Here is a 22,486-nt window from a genome sequence, read left to right on the forward strand (position 1 = left end):
CCGCGCGCGGCGCCGGCCCGGCGATCGCGGCGGCGTCCCTCGCGGCGGGCGCGGTCGTGGCGGTGGCCCGCGTCCACGCCGGCGAGCTGGGCGGCGGCGACGCCGGGTACGGCTCCGTCCTGACCGCGCTCACGGTGGGGCTCGGTTTCGGGCTGTTCCTCGGACCGCGCGTGCTCGTCCCGTTCAGCCGCCGCCGCCTGCTCGGCCTCGCGGTGATCGCCGCCGCGCTCGCGCTGGTCGTGCTCGCCCTCGTCCAGAACCTCGTCGTCGTGGTGTTCGCGACGGCGTTCCTCGGCGTCTTCGCCGGGGCCGCGTGGTCGACCGCGAAGATGGCGGCGCACGACCCCGAGGCGCCGGAGGGCGCCCGCCCGGCGGCGTACCTGCGGTCGGTCGCGCTCATCACCGCGCTGCTCTCGTTCGCCGTCGTCCCGCTGATCGCGGCGGCGGCCGGATCCCACCGCCTCGACCTCGGCGGCGGCGTCTACGACGCCTACGGGACCGGCGTCGCCCTGCTGGCCGCGGCCGTCCTCGCCCTGGCGGCCGGGCTGCTGGCGTACCGGCGGCTGGACGACCGGCGCGGCATCCCGCTCGTCCCCGACCTGCGCGCCGCCCTGCACGGCGAGATCTACACGCCGCCGGAGCAGGCCGCCGCGGCCCCGCAGCCCGTCCACCGCAACCGCGGCGTGTTCATCGCCTTCGAGGGCGGGGAGGGCGCGGGCAAGACGACGCAGGCGCGGCTCGCCGCGATCTGGCTCCGCGACCACGGCTACGACGTGGTGACCACGCACGAGCCGGGCGCGACCAAGATCGGGATGCGGCTGCGCGCGATGCTGCTGGACCGCGACACCACCGGCCTGTCCGACCGCGCCGAGACCCTGCTGTACGCCGCCGACCGCGCCGACCACGTGGCCAACGTGATCAAGCCGGCGGTGGACCGCGGCGTGATCGTGGTCAGCGACCGCTACGTCGACTCGTCCCTGGCCTACCAGGGCTTCGGGCGGGGGCTCCCGGTGGAGGACATCGCCCGCGTCAACGCCTGGGCGACCGGCGGCCTCGTCCCCGACCTGACCGTCCTGCTGGAGATCCCGCCGGAGGCCGGCCTGCGGCGGCTGCCGGCGCCCGCCGACCGCATCGAGTCGGAGTCGCAGGAGTTCCACGAGCGGGTCCGCGAGGGCTTCCGCGCCCTCGCCGAGGCCGACCCGGACCGCTACCTGGTCCTGGACGCGAGCCGGCCGCAGGGCGAGCTGAGCCGGGAGATCCAGTACCGCATCCGGGAGATCCTGCCCGACCCCGTCCCGCTCGGCACCGAGGACGCCACGAGCACGTTCCCGGTCATCACCGACTTCTGAGCCCGCTAGCCTCTGTTCCATGAGCGTGTGGGACGACCTGGTGGGGCAGGAGCCCGTCATCGCGCAGCTGTCCTCGGCGGCGGAGCGGACGGGCGGGCTCGCGCACGCGTGGCTGTTCACCGGGCCGCCCGGGTCCGGGCGCGTGGCCGCGGCGCGGGCGTTCGCCGCCGCGCTGCAGTGCACGGAGACGCCGCGCGGGTGCGGGCACTGCGCGTCCTGCCACCAGGTGCTCCAGGGGACGCACGCCGACGTCGAGGTCGTCCGGCCGCAGGGGCTGTCGTTCGGCATCAGGGACGCCCGCGCGCTGGTGCTGCGGGCCTCGTCGTCGCCGAGCGGGAGCGGCCGCCAGATCGTGCTGTTCGAGGACGCCGACCGGGCCACCGAGGGCGCCGCGAACGCGCTGCTGAAGGCGATCGAGGAGCCGCCGCCGCGGACGGTGTGGCTGCTGTGCACGCCGTCGCCGGAGGACCTGCTCGTCACGATCAGGTCGCGCTGCCGGCTGGTGACCCTGCAGACGCCCCCGATCGCGGCGATCGCCGACTTCCTCGTGCAGCGCGACGGCGTCGAGCGCGAGACCGCCGAGGTGGTGGCGCGGGCGGCGCAGGGGCACATCAGCCGGGCGCGCCGGCTCGCCTCCGATCCGCGGATGCGGCGGGTGCGCGAGCAGGTGGTGGCGGTGCCGCGCCGGCTGACCGGGGTGAGCGCGGCGGTCGCGGCGGCGGAGACGCTGGTGAACGCGGCGAAGGCGGAGCGGGACGCGCAGACGGCCGAGCTGAACGACGCGGAGACCTCCGCCCTGCGCAAGGCGCTCGGCGAGAGCGAGAAGGGGCGGATGCCACGCGGGACGGCGGGCGCCCTCAAGGAGCTGGAGGACCGGCAGAAGTCGCGGGCGACGCGGATCCTGCGCGACGCCCTGGACCGGACTCTGCTCGACCTCGCGTCCTACTACCGGGACGTCCTGACGCTGCAACTGGGGGCGGGGAGCGAGCTGGTCAACATCGAGCTCGGCCCCGAACTCCGGTCGGCCGCGGGGGACGGACGCCCGGAGGACACCCTCCGGCGCCTCGATGCGATCATGGACTGCAGGGAGCGGTTGGCGGCGAACGTCAATCCGCAGCTGGCGTTCGAGGCGCTGACCTTGGCGTTGCGTAACGGGTGATACGGGCGGGGCTTACACAACTTGTCCCCATTCGTTACATTTCCGTACGCGACTCTCAATGAGCGCCCCCGTAACGTTCGCTGGCTGATCGACCGAAATCCGGTTGGTTAACCCCCACAGCCAGGAGGTCTGCCTTGCGGCGAGCCTTGATTTCCGCCGCGTGCGCCGTCACCACCGTGACGGCCCTCGCGTTCCCAGCATCCGCGGCTCCGGGCCAAGCACAGGCGAAGGGCGAGGTCTCGGAGTACGTCGTCCTCTACAAGGAGGGCGCGTCCCTCGGGCAGGCCCACCAGGCCGTCTCCGCCGCCGGCGGCAAGGTCGTGCACGAGAACCGCGACGTGGGCGTTGCGACCGTCACGTCCCAGAACCCCGAGTTCATCCACGCCGTGATGAACCAGCGGGCGCTGGACGGCGTCGCGCACAACCGGATCATCGGTGAGGCTCCCAAGACCGAGAAGAAGGCCCCGAAGGTCGAGAAGCTGACCGGGGCCGTCCACGGCGCCAAGAACCAGGCCGCCCCCACGGGCAAGCCGTCCAAGGACACCGAGCCCTTGGCCGACCTGCAGTGGGACATGAAGCAGATGCACGCCACCGCGGACGGCTCCTACAAGAAGGAGCCGGGTGACCGGCGCGTGCTGGTCGGCGTCCTCGACACCGGCGTGGACGGCGACCACCCGGACATCGCGCCGAACTTCAACCGCAAGCTCAGCCGCAACTTCACCCGCGACATCCCGACCGACGCCAACGGCAACGAGGTCGACGGGCCCTGCGAGTTCACGTCGTGCGTCGACCCCAACGACTGGGACGACAACGACCACGGCACGCACGTCGCGTCCACGATCGCCTCGCCCCGCAACGGCCTCGGCATGGCGGGCGTCGCGCCGAACGTGTCGATCGTGAACCTGCGCGTCGGGCAGGACTCCGGCTACTTCTTCCTCCAGCCGACCGTCGACGGCCTGACCTACGCGGCCAAGCACGGCATCGACGTCGTCAACATGTCGTACTACATCGACCCGTGGCTGTGGAACTGCGGCAACAACCCCGCCGACAGCCCCGAGGACCAGCTGGAGCAGCGGACGATCATCAAGGCGGCGCAGCGCGCCCTGGACTTCGCGCACGACCGCGGCGTCACGCTGATCTCCGCGGCGGGCAACGACCTCGTCGACTACACCAAGACGAACGCGGACGGCAGCAGCCCCGACTTCCCGTCCACGCCGGGCGAGGAGCCGCACGACCGCACCGTCCCGGCGAGCTGCGTGTCGATGCCGTCCGAGGGTGAGAACGTCATCCCGGTCTCGGCCACCGGCCCGAGCGGCCGCAAGTCGTACTACAGCAGCTTCGGCAACGGCTACGTCGCGGTGGCGGCGCCCGGCGGCGACAAGGTCGACAACGCCGCGCAGCGTCCGGACGACAAGGGCGGCATCTGGGCGGCCTACCCCGAGCGGCTCGCGAAGGAGCGCGGCGAGCTGAACGCCGACGGCACGCCGAAGGTGTCGTACATCATCCGCAGCTGCAAGGGCGACAAGTGCGCCTACTACCAGTCGATCCAGGGCACCTCGATGGCGTCCCCGCACGCGGTCGGCGTCGCGGCGCTCATCGTCAGCAAGTACGGGCACCGGGACCGCAGCGGCGGCCTGACCATGGACCCGCGTCTCGTCGAGCAGGTGCTGCGCGGCACCGCGACCCCCAAGGAATGCCCGAGCCCGGCGACGGTCGAGTACGTCTGGTACACCCAGGTGAACGGCCAGTGGGTGAAGCACACCTCCACCCAGACCTGTGAAGGCTCGAAGGGCCAGAACGGGTTCTTCGGCAGCGGCGTCGTGGACGCGCTGAACGCCGTCTCGCGCTGACCCCTCCAGAACCACCCCAGGACGCGACCCCCGGCTCCGGCCGGGGGTCGCGTTCTTTTCCGCGTCCTGCGGTCCCGGACCCTCGTGCATGATGGGGGGATGCCGTACCGAGTCACCTTCGTCTGCACGGGCAACATCTGCCGCTCCCCGATCGCCGAGTGGGTTCTGCGCCACCACGTCGAGAAGGAGGGCCTGGACGTCGAGGTGGACAGTTCGGGCACCGGCGGCTGGCACGTCGGCGACGGGGCCGACCAGCGGACGGTCGCGGCGCTGGAACGCGCCGGCTACCGGTCGGCGCACATCGCGCGGCAGTTCGACGCCGCCTGGTTCAACGGCTACGACATGATCATCGCGATGGACGCGAGCCACGAGAAGGCGCTGCGCTCGATGGCGCCGACCTGGCAGGCGCGCGGGAGCATCCGGCGGCTGCGCGAGTTCGACCCGGACGCGGGCGACGACCTCGACGTCCCCGACCCCTACTACGGCGGCCGCGCCGACTTCGACCTCGTCCTGGAGCAGGTGGAGGCGGCTATGCCGGGCCTGCTCAAGGAGATCCGCTCGGCGCTTGAAGACCACTGAGCGCGTGCGGCTGGAAGGGCTGCTCGGAACCGAGGTCGAGGACGTCCACGACCTCGGCTCCAGCCATTCCTGGACCTTGCACAGGGCTTCCCTGGCCGACGGCCGCGAGGTCTTCGTGAAGGCGGCCCAGGACCAGGCGGGCGTGTTCGCGGCAGAGGCGGCCGGGCTGCGCTGGCTGGGGGAGGCGGGCCCCGGGACTCCCGTCCCCGAGGTCGTGGCGGCGGACGACCAGATGCTCGTCCTGCCGTGGCTGCCCTCGGCTCCACCGTCCCGCGAAGCGGCCGAACGTCTCGGACGGGAACTGGCGGCCCTGCACACCGGGAACCGTCCCGGCGCCTACGGCGCGCCCTGGGACGGTTTCATCGCCGACCTTCCCTTGGACAACACATCGGACGACCGCTCCTGGCCCGCCTGGTACGCCGAACGCCGCCTCGAACCGTTCCTGCGCCTCGGGGCCAGGCATCTCTCGTCCGGTGACGTCCGCCTTGTGGAGCGCGTCATGGCGGACATCGAGACGCTCGCCGGGCCGCCGGAGCCGCCTTCCCGCATCCACGGGGACCTGTGGTCGGGGAACGTCCTGTGGACGGGCGAGCGGGCGCTGCTCATCGACCCGGCCGCGCACGGCGGGCACCGCGAGACCGACCTCGCCATGATGGCGCTGTTCGGGACACCGCACCTCGACACCGTGCTCGGCGCCTACGATGAGGCCGCGCCCCTGGCTGACGGGTGGCGTTCCCGCGTCCCGTTGCACCAGTTGCATCCGCTGCTGGTCCATGTGGCGCTGTTCGGCGGGTCGTACCGGGCGTCCATGGTGGAGGCGGCCCGCGCGTCCCTCGGCTGAGGCGGCTCACGACTTGGTAACTCCGCGTTCATGGGTTTTTGTCGCGATCCATATGCGGTAGAAACGACGGGCGATCCGGCAGGAAGGTTAGGTAGGCAACCCCATGGACGACGGCAGGCGCGAGGACCCGGGTAACCGTCTCGGCTCGTGGAAGGGTCTCGTCCCTCTCGGCGTGGCCGCCACGGCCGCGCTGCTCATCGGCGGGGGCGTGGACATGGTGCACCGCCACCAGCGCGCCGCCGACAAGGAGCACGAGGCCAAGCCCGCCGCCAAGGCCGAGAAGACCGGACCGCAGTTCGTCGTCGGCGTCACCCAGAAGGGCGCCTCCCTCCTCGTCCGGGACGTGCGCACAGGCACGAACGTGGGGCTGCCCGTCGCCGCCCCGCAGGGCCGCCGCTTCCACCGCGTCGCGGCGCTGAAGGACGGCTCGTACATCCTCGCCACACCCGGTCCCCGTGACGTCACCTTCCAGCGCCTCCGCTTGGGCGACGGACGTCCCAAGGACCTCAAGCCCATTCCGAAGGCGATCGTCCTTGGCGTCTCCACGGTCTGGTCGGACCTCGCCGTGACCCCGGACGGCACACAGTTCGCCTACGTCACCTACAAGGGCGCGAGCGCGCGCGTGGACGTCGTCGCTCCGGAGACCGGTGTCCACAAGGTGTGGACGACCAAGCTGCGTGCCCGCGTCGGGAGCCTCTCCTGGTCCGGCACCACACTGTCCTTTGTCTGGAGCCCGGTCGGCACGGGGAAGCACCAGGTCCGCACAATCGACACCAGCGGCGCCGCGGGTGACCTCAAGTCGAGCAAGGCCGTCATGCCCCTGCCCAAGGGCAGTTTCAACGCTGTCATGAGCCGGGACGGCACTTCCCTTATCGCGGCCATAGCGAAGAACTCCGAAGTGACCCTTCAGACCTTCACGCTGCAGGGAAACCCCGCCAAGACCCTGTGGACCCAGAAGGTGAAGGGCGCCCCCACCGGCCTCGACATAGCCCACAACGGTCACGGCGTCATCGTGACCGCAGGCGACCTGTATGCGCAGGGCGTCCCGACCGTTCCGGCAGGGGATCTCGCCGACGCCGCCTGGTGAGACCTAGAGTGGGGCGCATAAAACCGGGCGAACGGAGCGAAACGTGGGCATGATGATGGCCGTCAGCTTCACCCGTTACGGCCGCCTGTTCTACCTCGATCCGGGCCCGCACAGCCCCAAGGTCGGCGACAAGGTCCTCGTCCCCACCGACTCCGGCCCCGAGGTCGCCGAGTGCGTGTGGGCCCCGCAGTGGGTGTCCGAGGACGTCGACGGCCTCCCCGAGTGCGCCGGCCCCGCCACCGACGAGCACCTCGCCCGCGACGAGGCCAACCGGCGCCGCCGCGCCGAGGGCCGCTCCATCGCCAAGCGCCTCATCCGCAAGCACGACCTCCCGATGAAGGTCATCGGCGTCGACTACCTCGACGCCGACAACATCTTCAAGATCTACTTCACCGCCCCGCACCGCGTCGACTTCCGCGCCCTCGTCCGCGACCTGGCCCGCGGCATCAAGGCCCGCGTCGAACTGCGCCAGGTCGGCCCCCGCGACGAGGCCCGCCTCCAGGGCGGCATCGGCCCCTGCGGCCGCGACCTGTGCTGCGCCACCTTCCTCAAGGACTTCGAGCCCGTCTCCGTGCGCATGGCGAAGGAACAGGACCTCCCGGTCAACCCACTCCGCATAGCCGGCGCCTGCGGCCGCCTGATGTGCTGCCTCAAGTACGAGCACCCCCTCTACATGGAGTTCAAGGAGAAGGCGCCGCGCCTGGGGGCGCGGGTCAGCACCCCGGAGGGCGAGGGCCAGGTCATCGGCTACAACGTCCCCGGCGACCGCGTCACGGTGAAGGTGGGCTCGCGCCGCTGCTCCTGCCCGTCCGCCTCGGTCTGCTCCCCTCGCCAGCAACACGACGCCCACTACGCCCCCTCGAACCAGAGCGAGCCCGATTAGGAAAATGGCTTCTTGAAGTACTGCGCCCAGCCCGCCGACTGCCCGTTGAACCCGGGTTCGCGGGCGGCGTGGTCGGCGCCATGCCCGATCAGCGGCCGCGCGATCGACAGCTCGCCGGCCGCCGCCGCTCCTTATGGGGTGGAGAGAAGCGCGCCCTTTTCGTCGTCCATGCCTGCGGCGAGGAACCGAGTGGTGCCCGGTATGCGGGTGATGGCGCGGGCCTCGAAAAGGCTGAAGCCGGACGCTTGGATCCTGGTGCTGGTCCAAGTGCCCGTGGCGGTTCGGTGGGCGAGGGTCGATTCGGTGGCGTTGACGTCGGCGGAACCGATGAGCCAGACGCCGCCGTCCGCGTCGATGATCGGGGCGCCGAACGGACTGAACCGTCCTGCCTTCTTCATGGCGCTTTCGGCCGTCCAGCGGCGTCCGTCGGCGTCGCCGTGCAGGAGAAGGGACGACAGCTGGAGGTCGCCCGGGCCCAGCGGCTGGGTGCGGGTGCCGTCCATCTCGCTGGACGGGATGCCCCCGGCGCCCTCGGCGGTGATCCAGATGCCGGCGGCCGTGGCGGTGATCGTGCTGAGCCGGTACGTCGTGTCCTCGAAGCCCTTCCTCTTCCCGGCGGGCAGGACGCCGTCCAGCGGGACGGGCTTCCAGCCGGAGCCGTCCTGGTGGTACAGCTCGTTCTCGAAGGTGAGCGCCCAGATGTCACGGGCGGAGCGAGCGCTCGTGCGGGCGATCCGGAACGGCAGCTTCGTCTCCGACCATCCGTCCGCCGAACGGGTCCAGCCCGTCGCGGCGGCGTGCGAGCCCGTGCCGAAGACCCGGACGTCCCGCGGGGAGAAGACCTCCAGCGCCGTAACGGTGAATCCCGGAAGGCGGCGGTCGATCGTCCAGCGTTCGCCGTCCCAGTGAAGGACGGTCGAGCTCGACCCGCCGAGGGTGACCGCCCAGACATCGGACGCCGCGGACGCCCCCGCCGCCTTGACCGCGCCGATCCGCCCGCCCGGAAGGTCGACCTTGCTCCAGCGGCGGCCGTCCCAATGCCGGGCCGTCGGCCGCCACACCGTGTCATCCGAGCCGCGCCCGCCGAACGCCCACACGTCCTCCGGACCCGACGCGACGATCTGGGGATCGACCCGCAGCGACACGTCCTCGACCTCCACCCGCCACGGCGCGCCCCCGGCTTCCGCCCTCCATGGCGTCGGCTGGACGGCCGGGACTCCGCACCCCCCGAGGGCGAGCAGGGCCACAACGCCGGTTATCGGCAAACGAAATCTCATACGCCCTCCATCCCGAAACGGTCGACCCATCCTCCGCCCGCGGAGAGCCCGGCGGATGAGCACCCGTACCTAGGACGCGTGGCCTTCCGTACTCACCGTCGACCAGGGCATTCGCGGGTCTCGTCGTGATGTTGCTATACGGGCGCTGGCAACCTTGGCACCTTCCTCCCCTTGCCGGGGCGCTGTGTTTTTCACACCATTCCGGCAAGCCGCCGTTTCCCCGCAGGAGGTATTCCGTGAGACTGCGCGTCGCGATCTTGCTCGCGGGCATCGTCGCCGTCCTGACCGCCACAGGCACCAGCGCGTCCGCTTCGCCGGGGGACGTGCGTCCCGTCGCGGCGCCGGGCGCGGAAGGGGGGCGGGCGATCTACGGTGCCGGTGTGCGCTGCACGCTCGGGTTCAACGTGCGGCAGAACGGCACGTACTACTTCCTCACCGCGGGCGGCTGCGCCCAGGTCGGCATGCCGATCTACGCCGATCCGGCGATGACCGTCCAGCTCGGGACGGTCGTCTCGGTGACGAACGCCTCCGTCGCGCTCGTCCGGTACGTGGAGCCTTCGGTGGAACGGCCCGGCAGCGTCTACCTCTACCCCGGCTCGCAGGACATCACGACGGCGGGCCGGCCGGTGGTCGGACAGCGCGTCTGCCGCAGCGGGCCCACGACGGGCCTGCGCTGCGGCAGCGTGACGGCCATCAACGTGACCGTGAACTTCCCCGAGGGGACGATCACCGGGCTCGCGAGGACCTCCATATGCACGGAGCCCGGGGACGGTCCCGGGGCTCCGTATTTCTCGGGCAGTACCGCGGTGGGGCTGGGAATCGGTGGGGTCGGGGACTGCGCCAGCGGCGGGTCGTCCTACTTCCAGCCGATCTCTCCGGTGCTCAGCGCCTTCGGCGTCAGCGTGTACTAGCGCTTGGGGAGGAGCTGGGCGAGGGCCGCGGTGACGCCGCAGAAGGCCATGACCGGGAAGAGCGACGCCCGGAAGGCGTCGGCGACCTCGCCCAGCGCGCCGTAGAAGACGATCCCGACGAGCGCGACGCCGAGGGCGTTGCCGACCTGCTGCGCGGTGGAAAGGACGCCCGCGGCCGAGGCGGCGTGCCGGTCGGTCACACCGGCCAGGACCAGTGCCGACAGGGGCGCCAGGACGAACCCCATGCCCGCGCCCACGAGGGCCAGACCCGGGATGAGCCAGCCGATGGCGTGCCCGGTCTCGGCGAGCAGGAGGAGGCAGCCCGCCGCCTGCACCGCGGCGCCCAGCGCGAGGACCTGCCGTCCCAGGCGGGCGGCGATGGCCGTGGCGCGGGTGGACGCGGCGAAGTAGCCCGCGCCCAGCGCGACGAAGAGCAGGCCCGACTCCAGAGCGCTGAGACCGCGTCCCTGCTGGAGGTACAGGGCGAGATAGAGGAAGAAGGACGCCATCGCCAGGGTGTAGACGAGTGCCAGGCCGCTGCCGACGCGGAACGCGGGCTCGCGGAAGAGGCTGGGCGCGACCAGCGGGGCGCTGCTCCGGCGCTGGGAGAGGACGAAGGCGGCGAGCAGGACGGTCGACGCGGCGAGCGACGCCCACGTCCAGGCGGGCCAGCCCAGGCGGCGTCCCTCGATCAGCGGCAGGACGAGCGCGACGAGACCGAGGGTGACCAGGACGGTTCCCGTGACGTCGAGGCGGGTTCCCGTGGTGCGCGGCTGGGACGGGACGGTCCGGCGGATCAGCGCCAGCGTGACGACCCCGACCGGGACGTTGATCAGGAAGATGCTGCGCCATCCGGTGCCGAACAGGTTCGCCTGGATCAGCACGCCCCCGATGAGCTGCCCGAACACGCCGCCCAAGCCCATCGCGAGGCCGTATGCGGTGAACGCCTTGGCGCGCGCCTCCCCGGTGAACACGCCGTTGATGATCCCGAGAACCTGCGGCATCAGGAGCGCCGCCGCGAGCCCCTGCACCACTCTGGCGGCGATCAGCGTGCCGGAGGACGGGGCGAGGCCGCACGCGAGCGAGGCGGCCGTGAACACCGCGAGACCGACCGCGTACATCCGGCGGCGTCCGCCCAGGTCGCCGAGGCGGCCGCCGGTGATCAGCCCGCTGCCGAGCGCCAGCCCGAACCCGGCGACGACCCACTGGATCGCCGTCGCGCCGGCGCCCAGATCGGCCTGGATGTCGGGGATCGCCACGTTCACGATGAAGAAGTCGAGCGTGGTGATGAAGATGCCGGTGAGCAGGACGAGCAGGGCGGCGACGGACGCGGTGGGCGAGGCCGCGGCCTCGCGCGGGCGCCGGCCCGCCACTGGAGTCGCCGTGTGCGACATGGTCTCTCCTCAGATCGATCGTTATCCGCATCCAGACGATCTCGCCCGGGAGGTCGTGAAGGCGATGACCTGTGGGGTAATGCCGCGGCGTAATTGGGTTGTGCGGCCGGCGCCGGCCGATCTAGCGTCCCCTCCCATGGACTGGGACAGGCCCGCGCGGAAACTCGGGATCGACGACCTGGCCGCCTGCCAGCGGCTCGCCGAAGACCGCGATTGGGGGCGCGAGGACCGCAAGTGGCGGTTCCTCTTCTCGGTCGGCGACGTCTACGGCATCGACGACGGGGAGGGCGGTCTCGCCGCGGCGACGGTGTCGACCCCATACGGCGCGGACGTCGCCGCCATCAGCATGGTGCTGGTGGCGAAACGCTACGAACGGCGTGGTCTGGGCTCCCGCATCATGCGGCACGCCATGGACAACACCGACACGAAGAGCTTCAGCCTGACGGCCACCGAATACGGACGCCCGCTCTACGAGCGTCTGGGGTATCGCTCCGTCGGGCTCTGCACGACGTACACGGGCATGGGCAAGGGGCCGTCCAAGGGGGGTGTCTCCGTCCCAGCGGAGGCGGCGGACATGCCCGCCGTCCATGCACTCGACACCGAGGTCTTCGGCGCGGACCGTTCACGTCTGGTCGACGGACTGCCGTCGTTCTGCGAGACGTTCCATGTCGTCCGGGACGAGTCGGGCCTCAAGGGGTTCGGGGGCGTGTGGTGGAACGACGACAGGGCCGTCGTCGGCCCCGTCACCGCGCACGACACCGAGACCGCCCTCGCCCTCGTCGAAGAGATCGTCCCGGCGGGGCCGATCCGGCTGGACATCGACCACCGGCATCCGGAAGTGGTCGACTGGGCGCGGCGGAACGGCCTGCGACCCGCGTTCACCACGACGGTCATGGAGTACGGCGCGCCCATCGCGAACGACCCGTCCCGCCTCCACCTTCCCGTGGCGCAGGCCCTCGGCTGACCTCAGACGGCCTCGGGCCTCGCCGCGGACGGCCTCCCGCCGGGCAGCGCATAGCGGACGATCTTCTTCCAGGTGCCCGTGACCTGCCGCGACAGCGTGCCCGTGTGGTACGGGATGTCGTCCTTGTCGCACAGCGCGCGGACGCGCGGGGCGATCTCGCCGTACCGGTTGCTCGGCATGTCCGGAAACAGGTGGTGCTCGATCTGGTGGCTGAGGTTGCCGGTCATCAGGTGGAACAGCTCGCCGCCGGTGATGTTGGCGGAACCGCACAGCTGCCGGACGTACCACTCGCCCTTCGTCTCGCCGTCCAGCCGCTCCTCCTCGAACACCTCCACGTCGCCGGGGAAGTGCCCGCAGAAGATGATCATGTGGGCCCAGACGTTGCGGACCACGTTCGCGGTGGCGTTCGCGGCCAGCGTGGACAGGAACTGCGGGCCGCTGAGCAGCGGGAAAGCCAGATAGTCCTTGCCCCACTGGCGGCGGACCTTGCGGCCGATCGCGCGCAGCTTCTCCTTCGTCACCGCCTCGTCGGCCGTCCCGTCCCGGATCTTGTCGATCTCCAGGTCGTGCAGGGCCACCCCGTACTCGAAGAACATCGCCAGCAGCAGGTTGTAGAGCGGCTGCGCGAGGTGCGCCGGGGACCACTCCTGCTCGGGGGCGACGCGCAGGATGCCGTAGCCGACGTCGTTGTCCTTGCCGAGCACGTTCGTGAACGTGTGGTGGACGAAGTTGTGCGAGTGCTTCCACTGCTCGGCCGGCGAGACGTTGTCCCACTCCCAGGTCGTGGAATGGATCTTCGGGTCGCGCATCCAGTCCCACTGGCCGTGCATGACGTTGTGCCCGATCTCCATGTTCTCCAGGATCTTCGCGACGGCCAGCGTCGCGGTCCCGGCGATCCAGGCGGGCGGCAGCGCGGAGGCGAGCAGCAGCGCCCGGCCGCCGATCTCCAGTCCGCGCTGCCAGCGGATCACCCGCCGGATGTAGGACGCGTCGCGCTCGCCGAGACCGGACATGATCTCCTCGCGCAGCGCGTCCAGCTCGGCGGCGATGGTCTCGTAGTCCTCGGCCGTCAGATGGTCGGTCATGCCGCTCCTCTCACAGTTCGATCTCCACGGGCCCGGCGGCCGCCGAGACGCAGGTCTGGACGATCTCGCCCTCGTCGCCGTGCACCTCGCCGGTGCGCAGGTCGCGGACCTTGCCGGACGCCAGCCGCCCGACGCAGCCGCGGCAGATGCCCATCCGGCACCCGCTCGGCAGCAGCGCGCCGGCGTCCTCGCCCGCCGCCAGGAGGGGCGTGCCGCCGTCCGCGTCGGCCGTGACGCCGCTCCTGGTGAACGTGACGCGCCCGCCCTCGCCCCCGCCGGCGTCCAGGACGGTGCGGAAGCGCTCGACGCGCAGCCTCTCCCCGACGCCGGCGGCCCGCCAGTGCGCGGCGAGGTCGTCGAGCATGCCGCCCGGCCCGCACGCCCACGCCTCGCGCTCCGCCCAGTCGGGGCAGATGCCGGGGATGTCGGACGGTTTCAGCCGGCCGTCGGACGTCGTGTGCCGCTCGTGCAGCCGCACCCCCGGCATCCGGCGGAGCTCGTCGCCGAAGATGACGTCCCCGGCCGTCCGATCCGAGTGGACGAGCACGGCGTCGGACGCTCCGCCGAGATGCCGCAGCATCGCCATGACCGGCGTGATCCCGCTGCCGGCCGTCACGAACAGCAGCTTGGGCGGGACGGGCGAGGGCAGCGTGAACCCGCCCTCGGGCTGCGACAGGCGGACGACCGTCCCGGGCCGGATCTCGTTGACCAGGTGCGCCGAGACGAACCCGTCGCGCGCGGCCTTGACGGTGATCGTGATGCGGCCGTCGCGGCGGGGCGGCGACGACAGCGAGAACGTCCGCCAGTGCCGGACGCCGCCGACGTCCACACCGATCTTGATCCACTGGCCGGGCCGGTGGCCGTTCCACGCCCGACCCGGTTTGATCACCAGGGTCGCGGCGGACGGGGCCTCGTGCCGGACGGCCTCGATCCGTCCGCACGGCTCGTCCGCCGACCACAGCGGGTCGAGCAGCCCGAGGTAGTCCTCCGGCAGGAGCGGCGTCGTGAGGAGCCGGGCGGCCGCCGCGATCCGCCGTCCCGTGGTCGGGCGGCGCGGGCGGCGCGGATGGCGCGGTGCGATGGTCCGCGGTGCGATGGGCAAGGTTTCCTCCCCGAGGGCGCGCTAACTTACGCTCGCGTAACCTACGGTCGCGTAGGAATCGCGGGGGATTCAAGGCCTCGGCCACCAAAGCGACAGGCATCACACCATCGCATGATGTTCCATCCGATGATGTAATGCCTGCTGATAAAAGTCGACGGGGAAACTGTCGGCCGAGCACGACCGCCCGCCGGCGATCGGCCGTCCAGGCCGACGAAGGATCCGCGCTCAGAACTTGGTGTTCGGCCGCTCCTGCAGAACTCCGTCCACGAAGATGTCGAGCTTCTCGTTGTAGAAGCACACCAGCCCGGCGACCTTGCGGCTCTCCTCCAGCGGCGTCCGGTACGACCAGGCCAGATCCTCGTGCAGCGTGCCGTTCACCCGTACCGACCAGTACTCCGCGGTGCCCTTGTACGGGCAGTGCGACACGGTGTCGGTGTGTTCGAGCAGGTCCATCCGGACATGCGGCTTCGGCAGGTAGTAGCGCACGGGCAGTCCCGTCTCGAACAGCAGCCGCGGGCTGGACGACTCCGCGACCGTCACCCCGTCCACCTCGACCCGGACGTGCCGCGACGCCGCCAGCACGTCCACGCGCGTGTACGGGTCGCGAGGGTGGACGAAGACCTCCTCGTCCTCCTCGAACCAGGCGTCCATCGCATCCCAGTCGAGACGGACGAAGCCCGGCAGCTCGGTATAGCGGAGCGCGGCGCCCGGAGCCTGCGCGCCGTCCACCTTCACCGTGAAGGCCGTCGCGTCGCCCCTGCTCGGCGAACGGGTGCCCGGCCCGTCCTCGACGAGTTCGGCCCGCACGTCCGCCTCGGGGAAGTAGTAGGTCGGGTAGTAGGGGATCTCCCAGACCAGAGAAGGCCGTGTCGAGTCGGCCACCAGATGGCCGCCGAGGTAAGCCCTGACGCGCTTGCCGCTCTCCTCGATCCGGAGGCTGGTCTTCCGCGATGTGCCCATGCCTGGGCAACCTCACCTGTCCGGGCCCTATTTCATCGAATTCTCACCCTTGGCTCACGAACGCCACATGAGCTCTCAAGAGCCTCATCCGCATGAATCGGACACTCCTGGTCAACGGCGCGCTGGGCGCACTGCTCGTCGCCGGGGCCGGAACCGCGTACCTCGCCCTCGGCGACGGAGGCGACGGCGCCGCCGCGTCCACCCGCCTGACCCGCGTCATGCGCGGGACGGTGGTCTCGTCGGTGTCGGCGTCCGGCTCGGTGGAGAGCGCCCGGAGCCGTTCGCTGTCCTTCGGCGCCTCGGGGACGGTCGCGAAGATCTACGTCAAGGCGGGGCAGAAGGTGAGGACGGGCGACGTCCTCGCCCGCCTCGACCAGACAGAGGCGATCGAGAACGTCGACGCCGCCAAGGCGAACCTGGCGGTCGCCGCCGACGGGGACACCTCGTCCGAGAAGGGGTACGCCGGCTACGTCCAGGCGAAGAACTCCTACAACGCCGCCTTGCGGGCCTACCAGGGGACCGTCCTGAAGGCCCCGTTCGCCGGAACGGTGACCGCCGTCAACGGGACGGTGGGCGGCAGTTCGAGCGGTTCGTCCTCCTCGGGTTCGGGTTCCGGGTCGGGCGGCGGTTCCTCGTCGCCGACCTCGTCCTCCACCACGTCCTCGTCGTCGGGCTCGGGCTTCGTCGAGCTCGCCGACACCGCCCACCTCCAGGTCGAGGGCGAGTTCACCGAGGCCGACACCACCAAGCTCAAGGCCGGCCAGGCCGCCACGGTCACGTTCGACGCGCTCACCGGCGCGACCACCACCGGCAAGATCACCACGATCGGGGCGGCGCCGACGACCACCGACAACGTCGTGAAGTTCCCGGCCGTGATCGCGCTGGGCGACGTCCCGTCCGGGGTCCGGCTCGGCCAGACCGCCACGGTGGAGATCACCGTGGCGCGGGCGGAGAACGTCCTCTACGTGCCGAGCGCCGCGGTCAGGACGGCCGGCGGGCAGAGCACGGTCACGGTCGTCCGCGACGGCAGGCAGGTCCCCACCACGGTCGGGACCGGCGTCAGGGGCGACCAGGGAACCGAGATCAGCTCGGGCCTGAAGGAGGGCGACGAGGTCGCCGTGACCTCGACGTCCGGCAGCGGGAACACCGTCCAGCGCGGCTTCCCGGGCGGCGGACCGGGGCTCGGCGGCGCCCCCGGCGGCGGAGCGCCCGGCGGCGGAGGCCGCCGATGACCGCCCGCACCCCGCCCGTGCTCGACCTGCGCGACGTGACCAAGGTGTACGGGACGGGCGAAACGGCCGTCCACGCCCTGCGGGGCGTCTCGCTGACCGTGGAACGCGGCGACTTTGTGGCGATCATGGGCGCGTCGGGCTCGGGCAAGTCGACGCTGATGAACATCATCGGCTGCCTGGACGTGCCGAGCGCCGGCCGCTGCCTCCTCGACGGCATCGACGTCGCCGGCCTCGGCGAGCGCGACCTCGCGATCCTGCGCAACCGCCGCATCGGGTTCGTCTTCCAGTCGTTCAACCTGATCCCGCGGATGACGGCGCAGGCCAACGTCGAACTGCCCCTCGCCTACGGCGGGCTCAAGGGCGCCGACCGGCGGCGCCGCGCCCTCGCCGCCCTGCGCGAGGTCGGCCTCGCCGACCGCACCCGGCACGAGCCGAACGAGCTGTCGGGCGGCCAGCAGCAGCGCGTCGCCGTCGCCCGCGCCCTGGTCACCGCCCCGACGCTGCTCCTCGCGGACGAGCCGACCGGCGCGCTCGACAGCGCCTCCACCGCCGACATCCTCGGCGTCTTCGACCGGCTCGGCCGCACCGGCCGCACCATCGTCGTGATCACCCACGAGGACGACGTCGCCGCGCACGCCAGGCGGATCGTCCGCCTCGTGGACGGCCGCATCGTCGAGGACGTCCGCCGGGAGGCCCGGCGAGCCCCGACATCCGAGCCGCGCGCCGTGCCTCCGGAACCGAAGGAGGCAGGGTGAGCGCCCTGGAGATCCTGCGCTTCGCCGTCCGCGGCCTGTCGGCCAACAAGCTGCGCAGCTCCCTCACCACCCTCGGCATCCTGATCGGCGTCGGCGCCGTCATCCTGCTCGTCGCGGTCGGCAACGGCTCCTCCGAGCAGATCAAGAAGAGCATCCAGCGCCTCGGCGCCGACTCCCTCACCGTCACGCCGTCCACCACGGGCCGCGGCGGCTTCGGGATGACCGGCCAGGCCTCGGGCCCGCGCACCCAGGCCCGCGACCTCACCGCGGAGGACGCCGAAGCCCTCACCGCCGGCGGGGCCCCGTCCGTCAGGTCCGCCTCACCCGTCGTGACCAGCCAGTCCGTCACCGCGGGCTACGAGGGCACGAGCGCGACCATCGGCCAGTTCGTCGGGACGACCCCGTCCTACTTCGCGGCCGCGAACAAGACCCTCGCGTCCGGCACGGCGTTCACCGCCGAGGACGTCGCCGCCGCGCGCAAGACCGTGGTGCTCGGCAGCACGGTGGCGTCCGACCTGTTCGGACGCGTGAACCCGATCGGCAAGAAGATCGACGTGGGCGGGATCCGCTTCACCGTCGCGGGCGTCCTCAAGGCGACGGGCTCCTCCTCGTCGACCTTCTCCGACCCGGACAGCATCGCCGTCGCGCCGCTCCCGGCCGTCCAGGAGACCCTCACCGGGTACGGCGCCCTCGACCAGATCATCGTCCAGGCCACCGGCAGCGACACGGTCGGCGCCGCCGAGGCCGAGGTCACCCAGATCATCGGCCAGCGTCACGACGCGACCTCCCCGGGCGCCGCCGACTTCACGGTCTCCAGCCAGGCGAGCGTCCAGTCGGCGGTCAGCGAGTCGAGCCGGACCTTCACCGTCCTGCTCGGCGCCGTCGCCGCCATCAGCCTCCTGGTCGGCGGCATCGGCATCACCAACATCATGCTGGTCACCGTCACGGAACGGACCCGCGAGATCGGCATCCGCAAGGCCATCGGCGCCCCGCGCGGCGCGATCCTGGGCCAGTTCATCGCGGAGGCCACCGTCCTCAGCCTCACCGGCGGCCTCCTCGGCGTCCTCGCCGGCGTCATCGGCAGCCTCTTCACCATCGCGGGCGTCAAACCCGTCCTGGTCCCCTCGTCGATCGTCCTGGCCCTGGCCGTCTCCCTGGCGATCGGCCTGTTCTTCGGCAGCTACCCCGCCAACCGCGCCGCCAAGCTCCGCCCCATAGACGCCCTACGCCACAACTAACCAAGGACCCGAATGCCCCTAAATCCACCACCCCCAAAGCCCCAACGCTCCACCCCACCGCACTCGCCGCCGATGCGTCCAACCCCCTGCTGACACCAGCCGTGCAGTGACAAAGCGCCGCGAGCAAATGCGAGGACTTCCGGCGGCCTCCCGGAAGTCCTTGTGCGAGACATGCACGCGAACCCAATGGCCACGCGGTGTCGGTGCGCCGCGAGTGAGAGGCGAGACATGACTGAGAATCCGACGGTCGTGCGGTGATGTGCGCCGCGAGTGAGAGCCGAGACATGCATGAACCCAATGGTTATGCGGTGTATGTGCGCCCCGAGTGAAAGGCGAACATCATTGAGAATTCGATGGTCGTGGGGTGATGGAGCGCTTTGAGTGAGAGGCGAGAAATGCATGCGAATCCAATGGTCACGCGTGTCTGTGCGCCGTGAGCGAGAAGCGGGACATGATTGAGAATTCGATGGTCGTGGGGTGACTGAACGCTTTGAGTGAGAGCAAGACATGCATGCGAACTCAATGGTCACGCGGTGACAGTGCGCCCCGAGTGAAAGGTGCAGGACATGCCTGAGAATCCGACGGTCGTGCGGTGACGGAGCGCTGTGAGTAAGCGACGGGACATGCCCGAGAACCCGCCAGGGGACGCGGAACTGCTGGCGAGTTCGCCGTTCGATGGCGATCTCGACACCGAACTGCTGGCGCGGCCATCGCCGAGGTCTCTGCCAGGACCGACGCTCTACCTGGCGGCCGGGGTCCTCCTGGTCGCAGGCTTCCTGGGCGGCGTTCAGGCGCACAAGTGGTCCTCGGACAGCTCTTCTGGACCATCAGCCAGCAGCGTTTCCGGAGGACGCGCCAGGACCGGCGGCTACGGCGGACCTCCTAATGCCGCGGCCCCGCAAGGCGGCTACGGCGCCCCGGGTAACGGTGCGAACAGCGGGCCGGGCGGAGCACCGGGCATCGGACCCAGCAGCGCCCCAGGCAATGGGCCTGACAGTGCCGCCAACGGGACGGGGAACAGGCCGGGCGGCTCGGGAACCGCCGGGACGGTGACCAAGGTCGTCGGCGACACCCTGTACCTGCGCACCGCCTCCGGCGAGACCGTGAAGGTGAAGACCACCGGGACCACCAAGATCCGCATTGTTGAGAACGGCGGACTGCGTGACCTCGACGCGGGCACGGCCGTCGTCGTCCAGGGCTCCCCAGGCCGGGACGGCTCCCTGACCGCGGCCACCGTGAACGAGCGCTCCGGCCGTTGACCGCCTTGACCTGCGCCAGGTTCCAGGCGCGGAGATCCCGGTAGAGAGGAAGATCTTGATGGGCAACACGCGCGCGATGCGGATGCTCGGCATCCTGACCCCCGGCGGGGCGATCCTGCTGAGCACGGCCTGCGGAAACGGCGACACCGCCGCCGCGGGCCCGGACAAGACGGCCGTGGCCGACCCCATGGCATCGTTCCGCACCTGCCTTGAGAAGCAGGGCGTAGACCTCCCGGACGGCGGAAAGGGCCCCGGCGGCGCACCAACATCTGCCCGCCCGTCGAACCGTCCGAGCGGCTTGCCGGCCGGTGGCCCAGGCGGTCCGCAAGCCGGACGCCCCTCCAACGCCCCAACCGACCGACCAGGCGGCCCTCCGACCGGCAGCCGCCCCACGAGATCCGCAGCAGAGCAAAAGGCCATGCAAGCTTGCGCCTCCCTAGCGCCCCACCGAGGCACCCGCAAGAACCAAGGCACACCACCCGCACCCCCGAACAGCGGCAACTAACTCCCCACCTGCAAAACCGACCACCCCCAAATCCAAACCAGGCCGATAACCCCACCCAAGAGCCCGAGCCCCAACCCCACGGCCTTAACCAAACCCACCCCAACCAGGCCCGCCTCAGCGCGGCCCGTCCCAGGGCTGCGCGTCTCAGGGCGGCCGCTCCACAACGGCCCGTCCCAGAGTGACCACCTCGGACGGCCGTCCCAGGGCGGCGCGTCCCAGGGCCGCCTCGCTCAGAGCGGCCCGTCCCAGAGCAGCCTGTGTAGACCGGCCTGAGCCGACCGGTCCGTCTCAGATCTTCGGAGCGGCTCGTCTTAGAGCGGCCTGCTCCGACCGGCCTGTTCCAGACCGGCCGTATCAGGCGGCTTGTCTCAGAGCGGCCGGGGCCAGGCTGCGGCCTGGGTGGATTGGATCGAGTGATGCGGCGGTCTGACGGGTGCCGTGGAGTGCCCCGGGATCATCGGCTTCCTGCGACGAGACCGTCCGGGCCAGGTCAGGCCGCGGTGGGCGGGCTTTGTTGTTGTTTGCGCGGGATGGTGAGGACGGGGACCAAGGCCGCCAACAGGAACACCGCAGTCCACCAGAACGTGTCGGTGAAGGCGTTCGCCAGGAGGGATGGTGTCTCTGCTGTGCGGTGTCCGGCGGCCTCATCCAGGCTCCCGGACGCTCCGGGGATTTCGTGGCGAATCCCGATCTGCAGGATGACCGCCGTCACCGCCGTGCCGAACGAGCTGCCGATGCGGACCAGGATGTTCGCGCCGGTGGTCGCGGCGGGCACCGCTTCGCGGGGGAGGCCCTGGTAGGCCATCGCCATCAGGGGCGGTGCGATCATGCCGTGGCCGAGTCCGACGACGAGCATCGCGGCCATGATCGTGGCGCGTCCGGTGCCGGGGGAGAGGGTGGTGAAGGCCACCGTCCCGGCGAGCACGCAGAGGATGCCGCCGACCACGAGCCATCGTCCGCCGGAACGGTCGCCGAGCCGCCCCGACACCGACATGGTGGCCATCGCGCCGACCCCCATCGGGGCCAGCAGCCAGCCCGCGTCCAGAGCCGACTCCCCGCGGACGATCCCCGCGAACAGCGGAACGAGGATCATCAGGCCGAACATCGCGGCGCTGTAGAGGAACAACCCGCCGGTCGCGGCCGTGAAGGCCCGGGTGCCGAGACGGCGCAGGTCGATGAGGGCGCCGTCGCCTCTGCGGAACGCGTGGGCCGCGAACGCCGCGACGAGGACGCCGCCGGCGATCGCCGTGATGAGGAAGCGTCCGCTGGTGAGGTGCGCCCCGTTGCCCGCCTCCGACAGCGCGTACACCAGGGCCGCCAGGCCGGGAGACAGAAGCAGCATGCCGATGACGTCCAGCCGGGCGTCCGTGCTGCGCTCACCGTCGCGGGGCAGCATCCGCAGGGCAGCGACCAGCGCCAGCGCGCAGAACGGGACGTTCACGAAGAACATCCACCGCCAGCTCAGGTTGTCGACGATCACGCCGCCGAGCAGCGGGCCCAGGATCGGGGCCAGCATCGCGGGCACCGAGACGATGCTCATCACGCGGCCCATCCGGTCGGGCCCGGCCTCCCGGACGAGCATCGTCTGCCCGACGGGCATCAGCATGCCGCCGCCGAACCCTTGCAGGACGCGGAACACGATCAATGAGGGCACCGACCAGGCCAGCCCGCACAGCAGCGACCCGCCGATGAACAGGCCGAGCGAGACGAGCCACATCGTCCGGGCCCCGAACCGCCGCACCGCCCATGCGGTCAGCGGGATCGCCATCGAGAGGGCGAGGGTGTAGCCGGTCACGACCCACTGGATGGTCGCGATCGAGGTGTCGAAGTCCCGGCCGAGGGCGGTGATCGCGACGTTGACGATCGTGCTGTCGAGGACCGTCATGATCGCGCCGAGCACCACGACGACCGCGAGCTTGCGCAGGTGCGGATCGATGGGCGCCTTCTGGACGGACGGTGCGGTGCCTGCCGTGGTCATCCCCGTTCCCCCCTCTGGTTTCCGTACGCCGTATCGATAACACCATACAGCGTATCGCCAGTTCCGTACACCGTATCG

General features: G+C 71.1%; 19 protein-coding genes. 13 read left to right on the forward strand and 6 right to left on the reverse strand.

Annotated features, from left to right (window positions below; genetic code table 11):
- From tmk to ricT, 7 genes are all read left to right on the forward strand, one after another.
- Positions 1-1,349: dTMP kinase (tmk, locus tag AB0K37_RS10580; protein ID WP_363977919.1), on the forward strand; the 1,349-nt coding region annotated here is incomplete at its 5' end.
- 19 nt (positions 1,350-1,368) lie between these two features.
- Complete coding sequence (locus AB0K37_RS10585; protein WP_363977922.1) at positions 1,369-2,508, forward strand: DNA polymerase III subunit delta'; 1,140 nt, start codon at positions 1,369-1,371, stop codon at positions 2,506-2,508.
- Positions 2,509-2,642: 134 nt separating this feature from the next.
- Positions 2,643-4,358 (forward strand): S8 family serine peptidase, encoded by a 1,716-nt coding sequence (locus tag AB0K37_RS10590; RefSeq protein ID WP_363977925.1) that lies wholly within the window; start codon positions 2,643-2,645, stop codon positions 4,356-4,358.
- Positions 4,359-4,457: 99 nt separating this feature from the next.
- Positions 4,458-4,937, forward strand: coding sequence for a low molecular weight protein-tyrosine-phosphatase (locus AB0K37_RS10595; protein ID WP_363977927.1), 480 nt, complete (start codon positions 4,458-4,460; stop codon positions 4,935-4,937).
- Complete coding sequence (locus tag AB0K37_RS10600; protein WP_363977930.1) at positions 4,924-5,778, forward strand: fructosamine kinase family protein; 855 nt, start codon at positions 4,924-4,926, stop codon at positions 5,776-5,778. Before AB0K37_RS10595 ends, AB0K37_RS10600 begins: the two co-directional genes overlap by 14 nt.
- Before the next feature lie 103 nt (positions 5,779-5,881).
- Complete coding sequence (locus tag AB0K37_RS10605) at positions 5,882-6,865, forward strand: hypothetical protein (RefSeq protein ID WP_363977933.1); 984 nt, start codon at positions 5,882-5,884, stop codon at positions 6,863-6,865.
- 49 nt (positions 6,866-6,914) lie between these two features.
- Positions 6,915-7,748: a regulatory iron-sulfur-containing complex subunit RicT gene (gene ricT / locus AB0K37_RS10610; RefSeq protein ID WP_363978052.1), complete on the forward strand. Its 834-nt coding sequence runs from the start codon at positions 6,915-6,917 to the stop codon at positions 7,746-7,748.
- Between the two features lie 131 nt (positions 7,749-7,879).
- Here ricT and AB0K37_RS10615 read toward each other — a convergent pair whose 3' ends face one another.
- On the reverse strand, positions 7,880-9,025 hold the full coding sequence (locus AB0K37_RS10615; protein WP_363977936.1) for a hypothetical protein: 1,146 nt from the start codon (positions 9,023-9,025) through the stop codon (positions 7,880-7,882).
- 236 nt (positions 9,026-9,261) lie between these two features.
- Between AB0K37_RS10615 and AB0K37_RS10620 the strand changes: the two genes are divergently transcribed.
- Positions 9,262-9,936 (forward strand): S1 family peptidase, encoded by a 675-nt coding sequence (locus AB0K37_RS10620; protein ID WP_363977939.1) that lies wholly within the window; start codon positions 9,262-9,264, stop codon positions 9,934-9,936.
- Here AB0K37_RS10620 and AB0K37_RS10625 read toward each other — a convergent pair.
- Positions 9,933-11,330 carry an MFS transporter gene (locus AB0K37_RS10625; protein ID WP_363977942.1) on the reverse strand — a complete coding sequence of 466 codons (1,398 nt, stop codon included), beginning with the start codon at positions 11,328-11,330 and terminating at the stop codon, positions 9,933-9,935. The two genes, AB0K37_RS10620 and AB0K37_RS10625, sit on opposite strands and share 4 nt — an antisense overlap.
- 136 nt (positions 11,331-11,466) lie before the next feature.
- On the opposite strand from AB0K37_RS10625, the gene AB0K37_RS10630 reads away from it, so the two are divergent.
- Complete coding sequence (locus tag AB0K37_RS10630) at positions 11,467-12,294, forward strand: GNAT family N-acetyltransferase (protein ID WP_363977946.1); 828 nt, start codon at positions 11,467-11,469, stop codon at positions 12,292-12,294.
- Positions 12,295-12,296: 2 nt separating this feature from the next.
- Here the strand turns inward: AB0K37_RS10630 and AB0K37_RS10635 are convergent, their stop codons facing one another.
- The 3 genes from AB0K37_RS10635 to AB0K37_RS10645 form a co-directional block, all read right to left on the reverse strand.
- Positions 12,297-13,379: an acyl-CoA desaturase gene (locus AB0K37_RS10635; protein ID WP_363977949.1), complete on the reverse strand. Its 1,083-nt coding sequence runs from the start codon at positions 13,377-13,379 to the stop codon at positions 12,297-12,299.
- A gap of 10 nt (positions 13,380-13,389) precedes the next feature.
- Complete coding sequence (locus tag AB0K37_RS10640) at positions 13,390-14,481, reverse strand: ferredoxin reductase (RefSeq protein ID WP_363977952.1); 1,092 nt, start codon at positions 14,479-14,481, stop codon at positions 13,390-13,392.
- A gap of 225 nt (positions 14,482-14,706) precedes the next feature.
- The gene (locus AB0K37_RS10645) at positions 14,707-15,441 is read right to left on the reverse strand and encodes a DUF427 domain-containing protein (protein WP_363977955.1); all 735 of its coding nucleotides are present in this window, start codon (positions 15,439-15,441) and stop codon (positions 14,707-14,709) included.
- Positions 15,442-15,533: 92 nt separating this feature from the next.
- Here AB0K37_RS10645 and AB0K37_RS10650 point away from each other — a divergent pair, with 92 nt between their 5' ends.
- The 4 genes from AB0K37_RS10650 (at position 15,534) to AB0K37_RS10665 (ending at position 19,925) form a co-directional block, all read left to right on the forward strand.
- Positions 15,534-16,673: an efflux RND transporter periplasmic adaptor subunit gene (locus AB0K37_RS10650; protein WP_363977958.1), complete on the forward strand. Its 1,140-nt coding sequence runs from the start codon at positions 15,534-15,536 to the stop codon at positions 16,671-16,673.
- The gene (locus tag AB0K37_RS10655) at positions 16,670-17,428 is read left to right on the forward strand and encodes an ABC transporter ATP-binding protein (RefSeq protein WP_363977961.1); all 759 of its coding nucleotides are present in this window, start codon (positions 16,670-16,672) and stop codon (positions 17,426-17,428) included. The genes AB0K37_RS10650 and AB0K37_RS10655 overlap by 4 nt, the downstream gene beginning before the upstream one ends.
- Positions 17,425-18,666 (forward strand): ABC transporter permease, encoded by a 1,242-nt coding sequence (locus AB0K37_RS10660; protein WP_363977964.1) that lies wholly within the window; start codon positions 17,425-17,427, stop codon positions 18,664-18,666. The genes AB0K37_RS10655 and AB0K37_RS10660 overlap by 4 nt, the downstream gene beginning before the upstream one ends.
- Positions 18,667-19,715: 1,049 nt before the next feature.
- On the forward strand, positions 19,716-19,925 hold the full coding sequence (locus tag AB0K37_RS10665) for a hypothetical protein (RefSeq protein WP_363977967.1): 210 nt from the start codon (positions 19,716-19,718) through the stop codon (positions 19,923-19,925).
- Between the two features lie 995 nt (positions 19,926-20,920).
- Here the strand turns inward: AB0K37_RS10665 and AB0K37_RS10670 are convergent.
- Entirely contained in the window at positions 20,921-22,408 is a 1,488-nt protein-coding gene (locus AB0K37_RS10670) for an MDR family MFS transporter (RefSeq protein ID WP_363977970.1), read from the reverse strand.
- Between the last annotated feature and the right edge of the window lie 78 nt (positions 22,409-22,486).

Source organism: Actinomadura sp. NPDC049753, assembly GCF_040674655.1.
Taxonomy (GTDB): Bacteria; Actinomycetota; Actinomycetes; order Streptosporangiales; family Streptosporangiaceae; genus Spirillospora; species Spirillospora verrucosospora.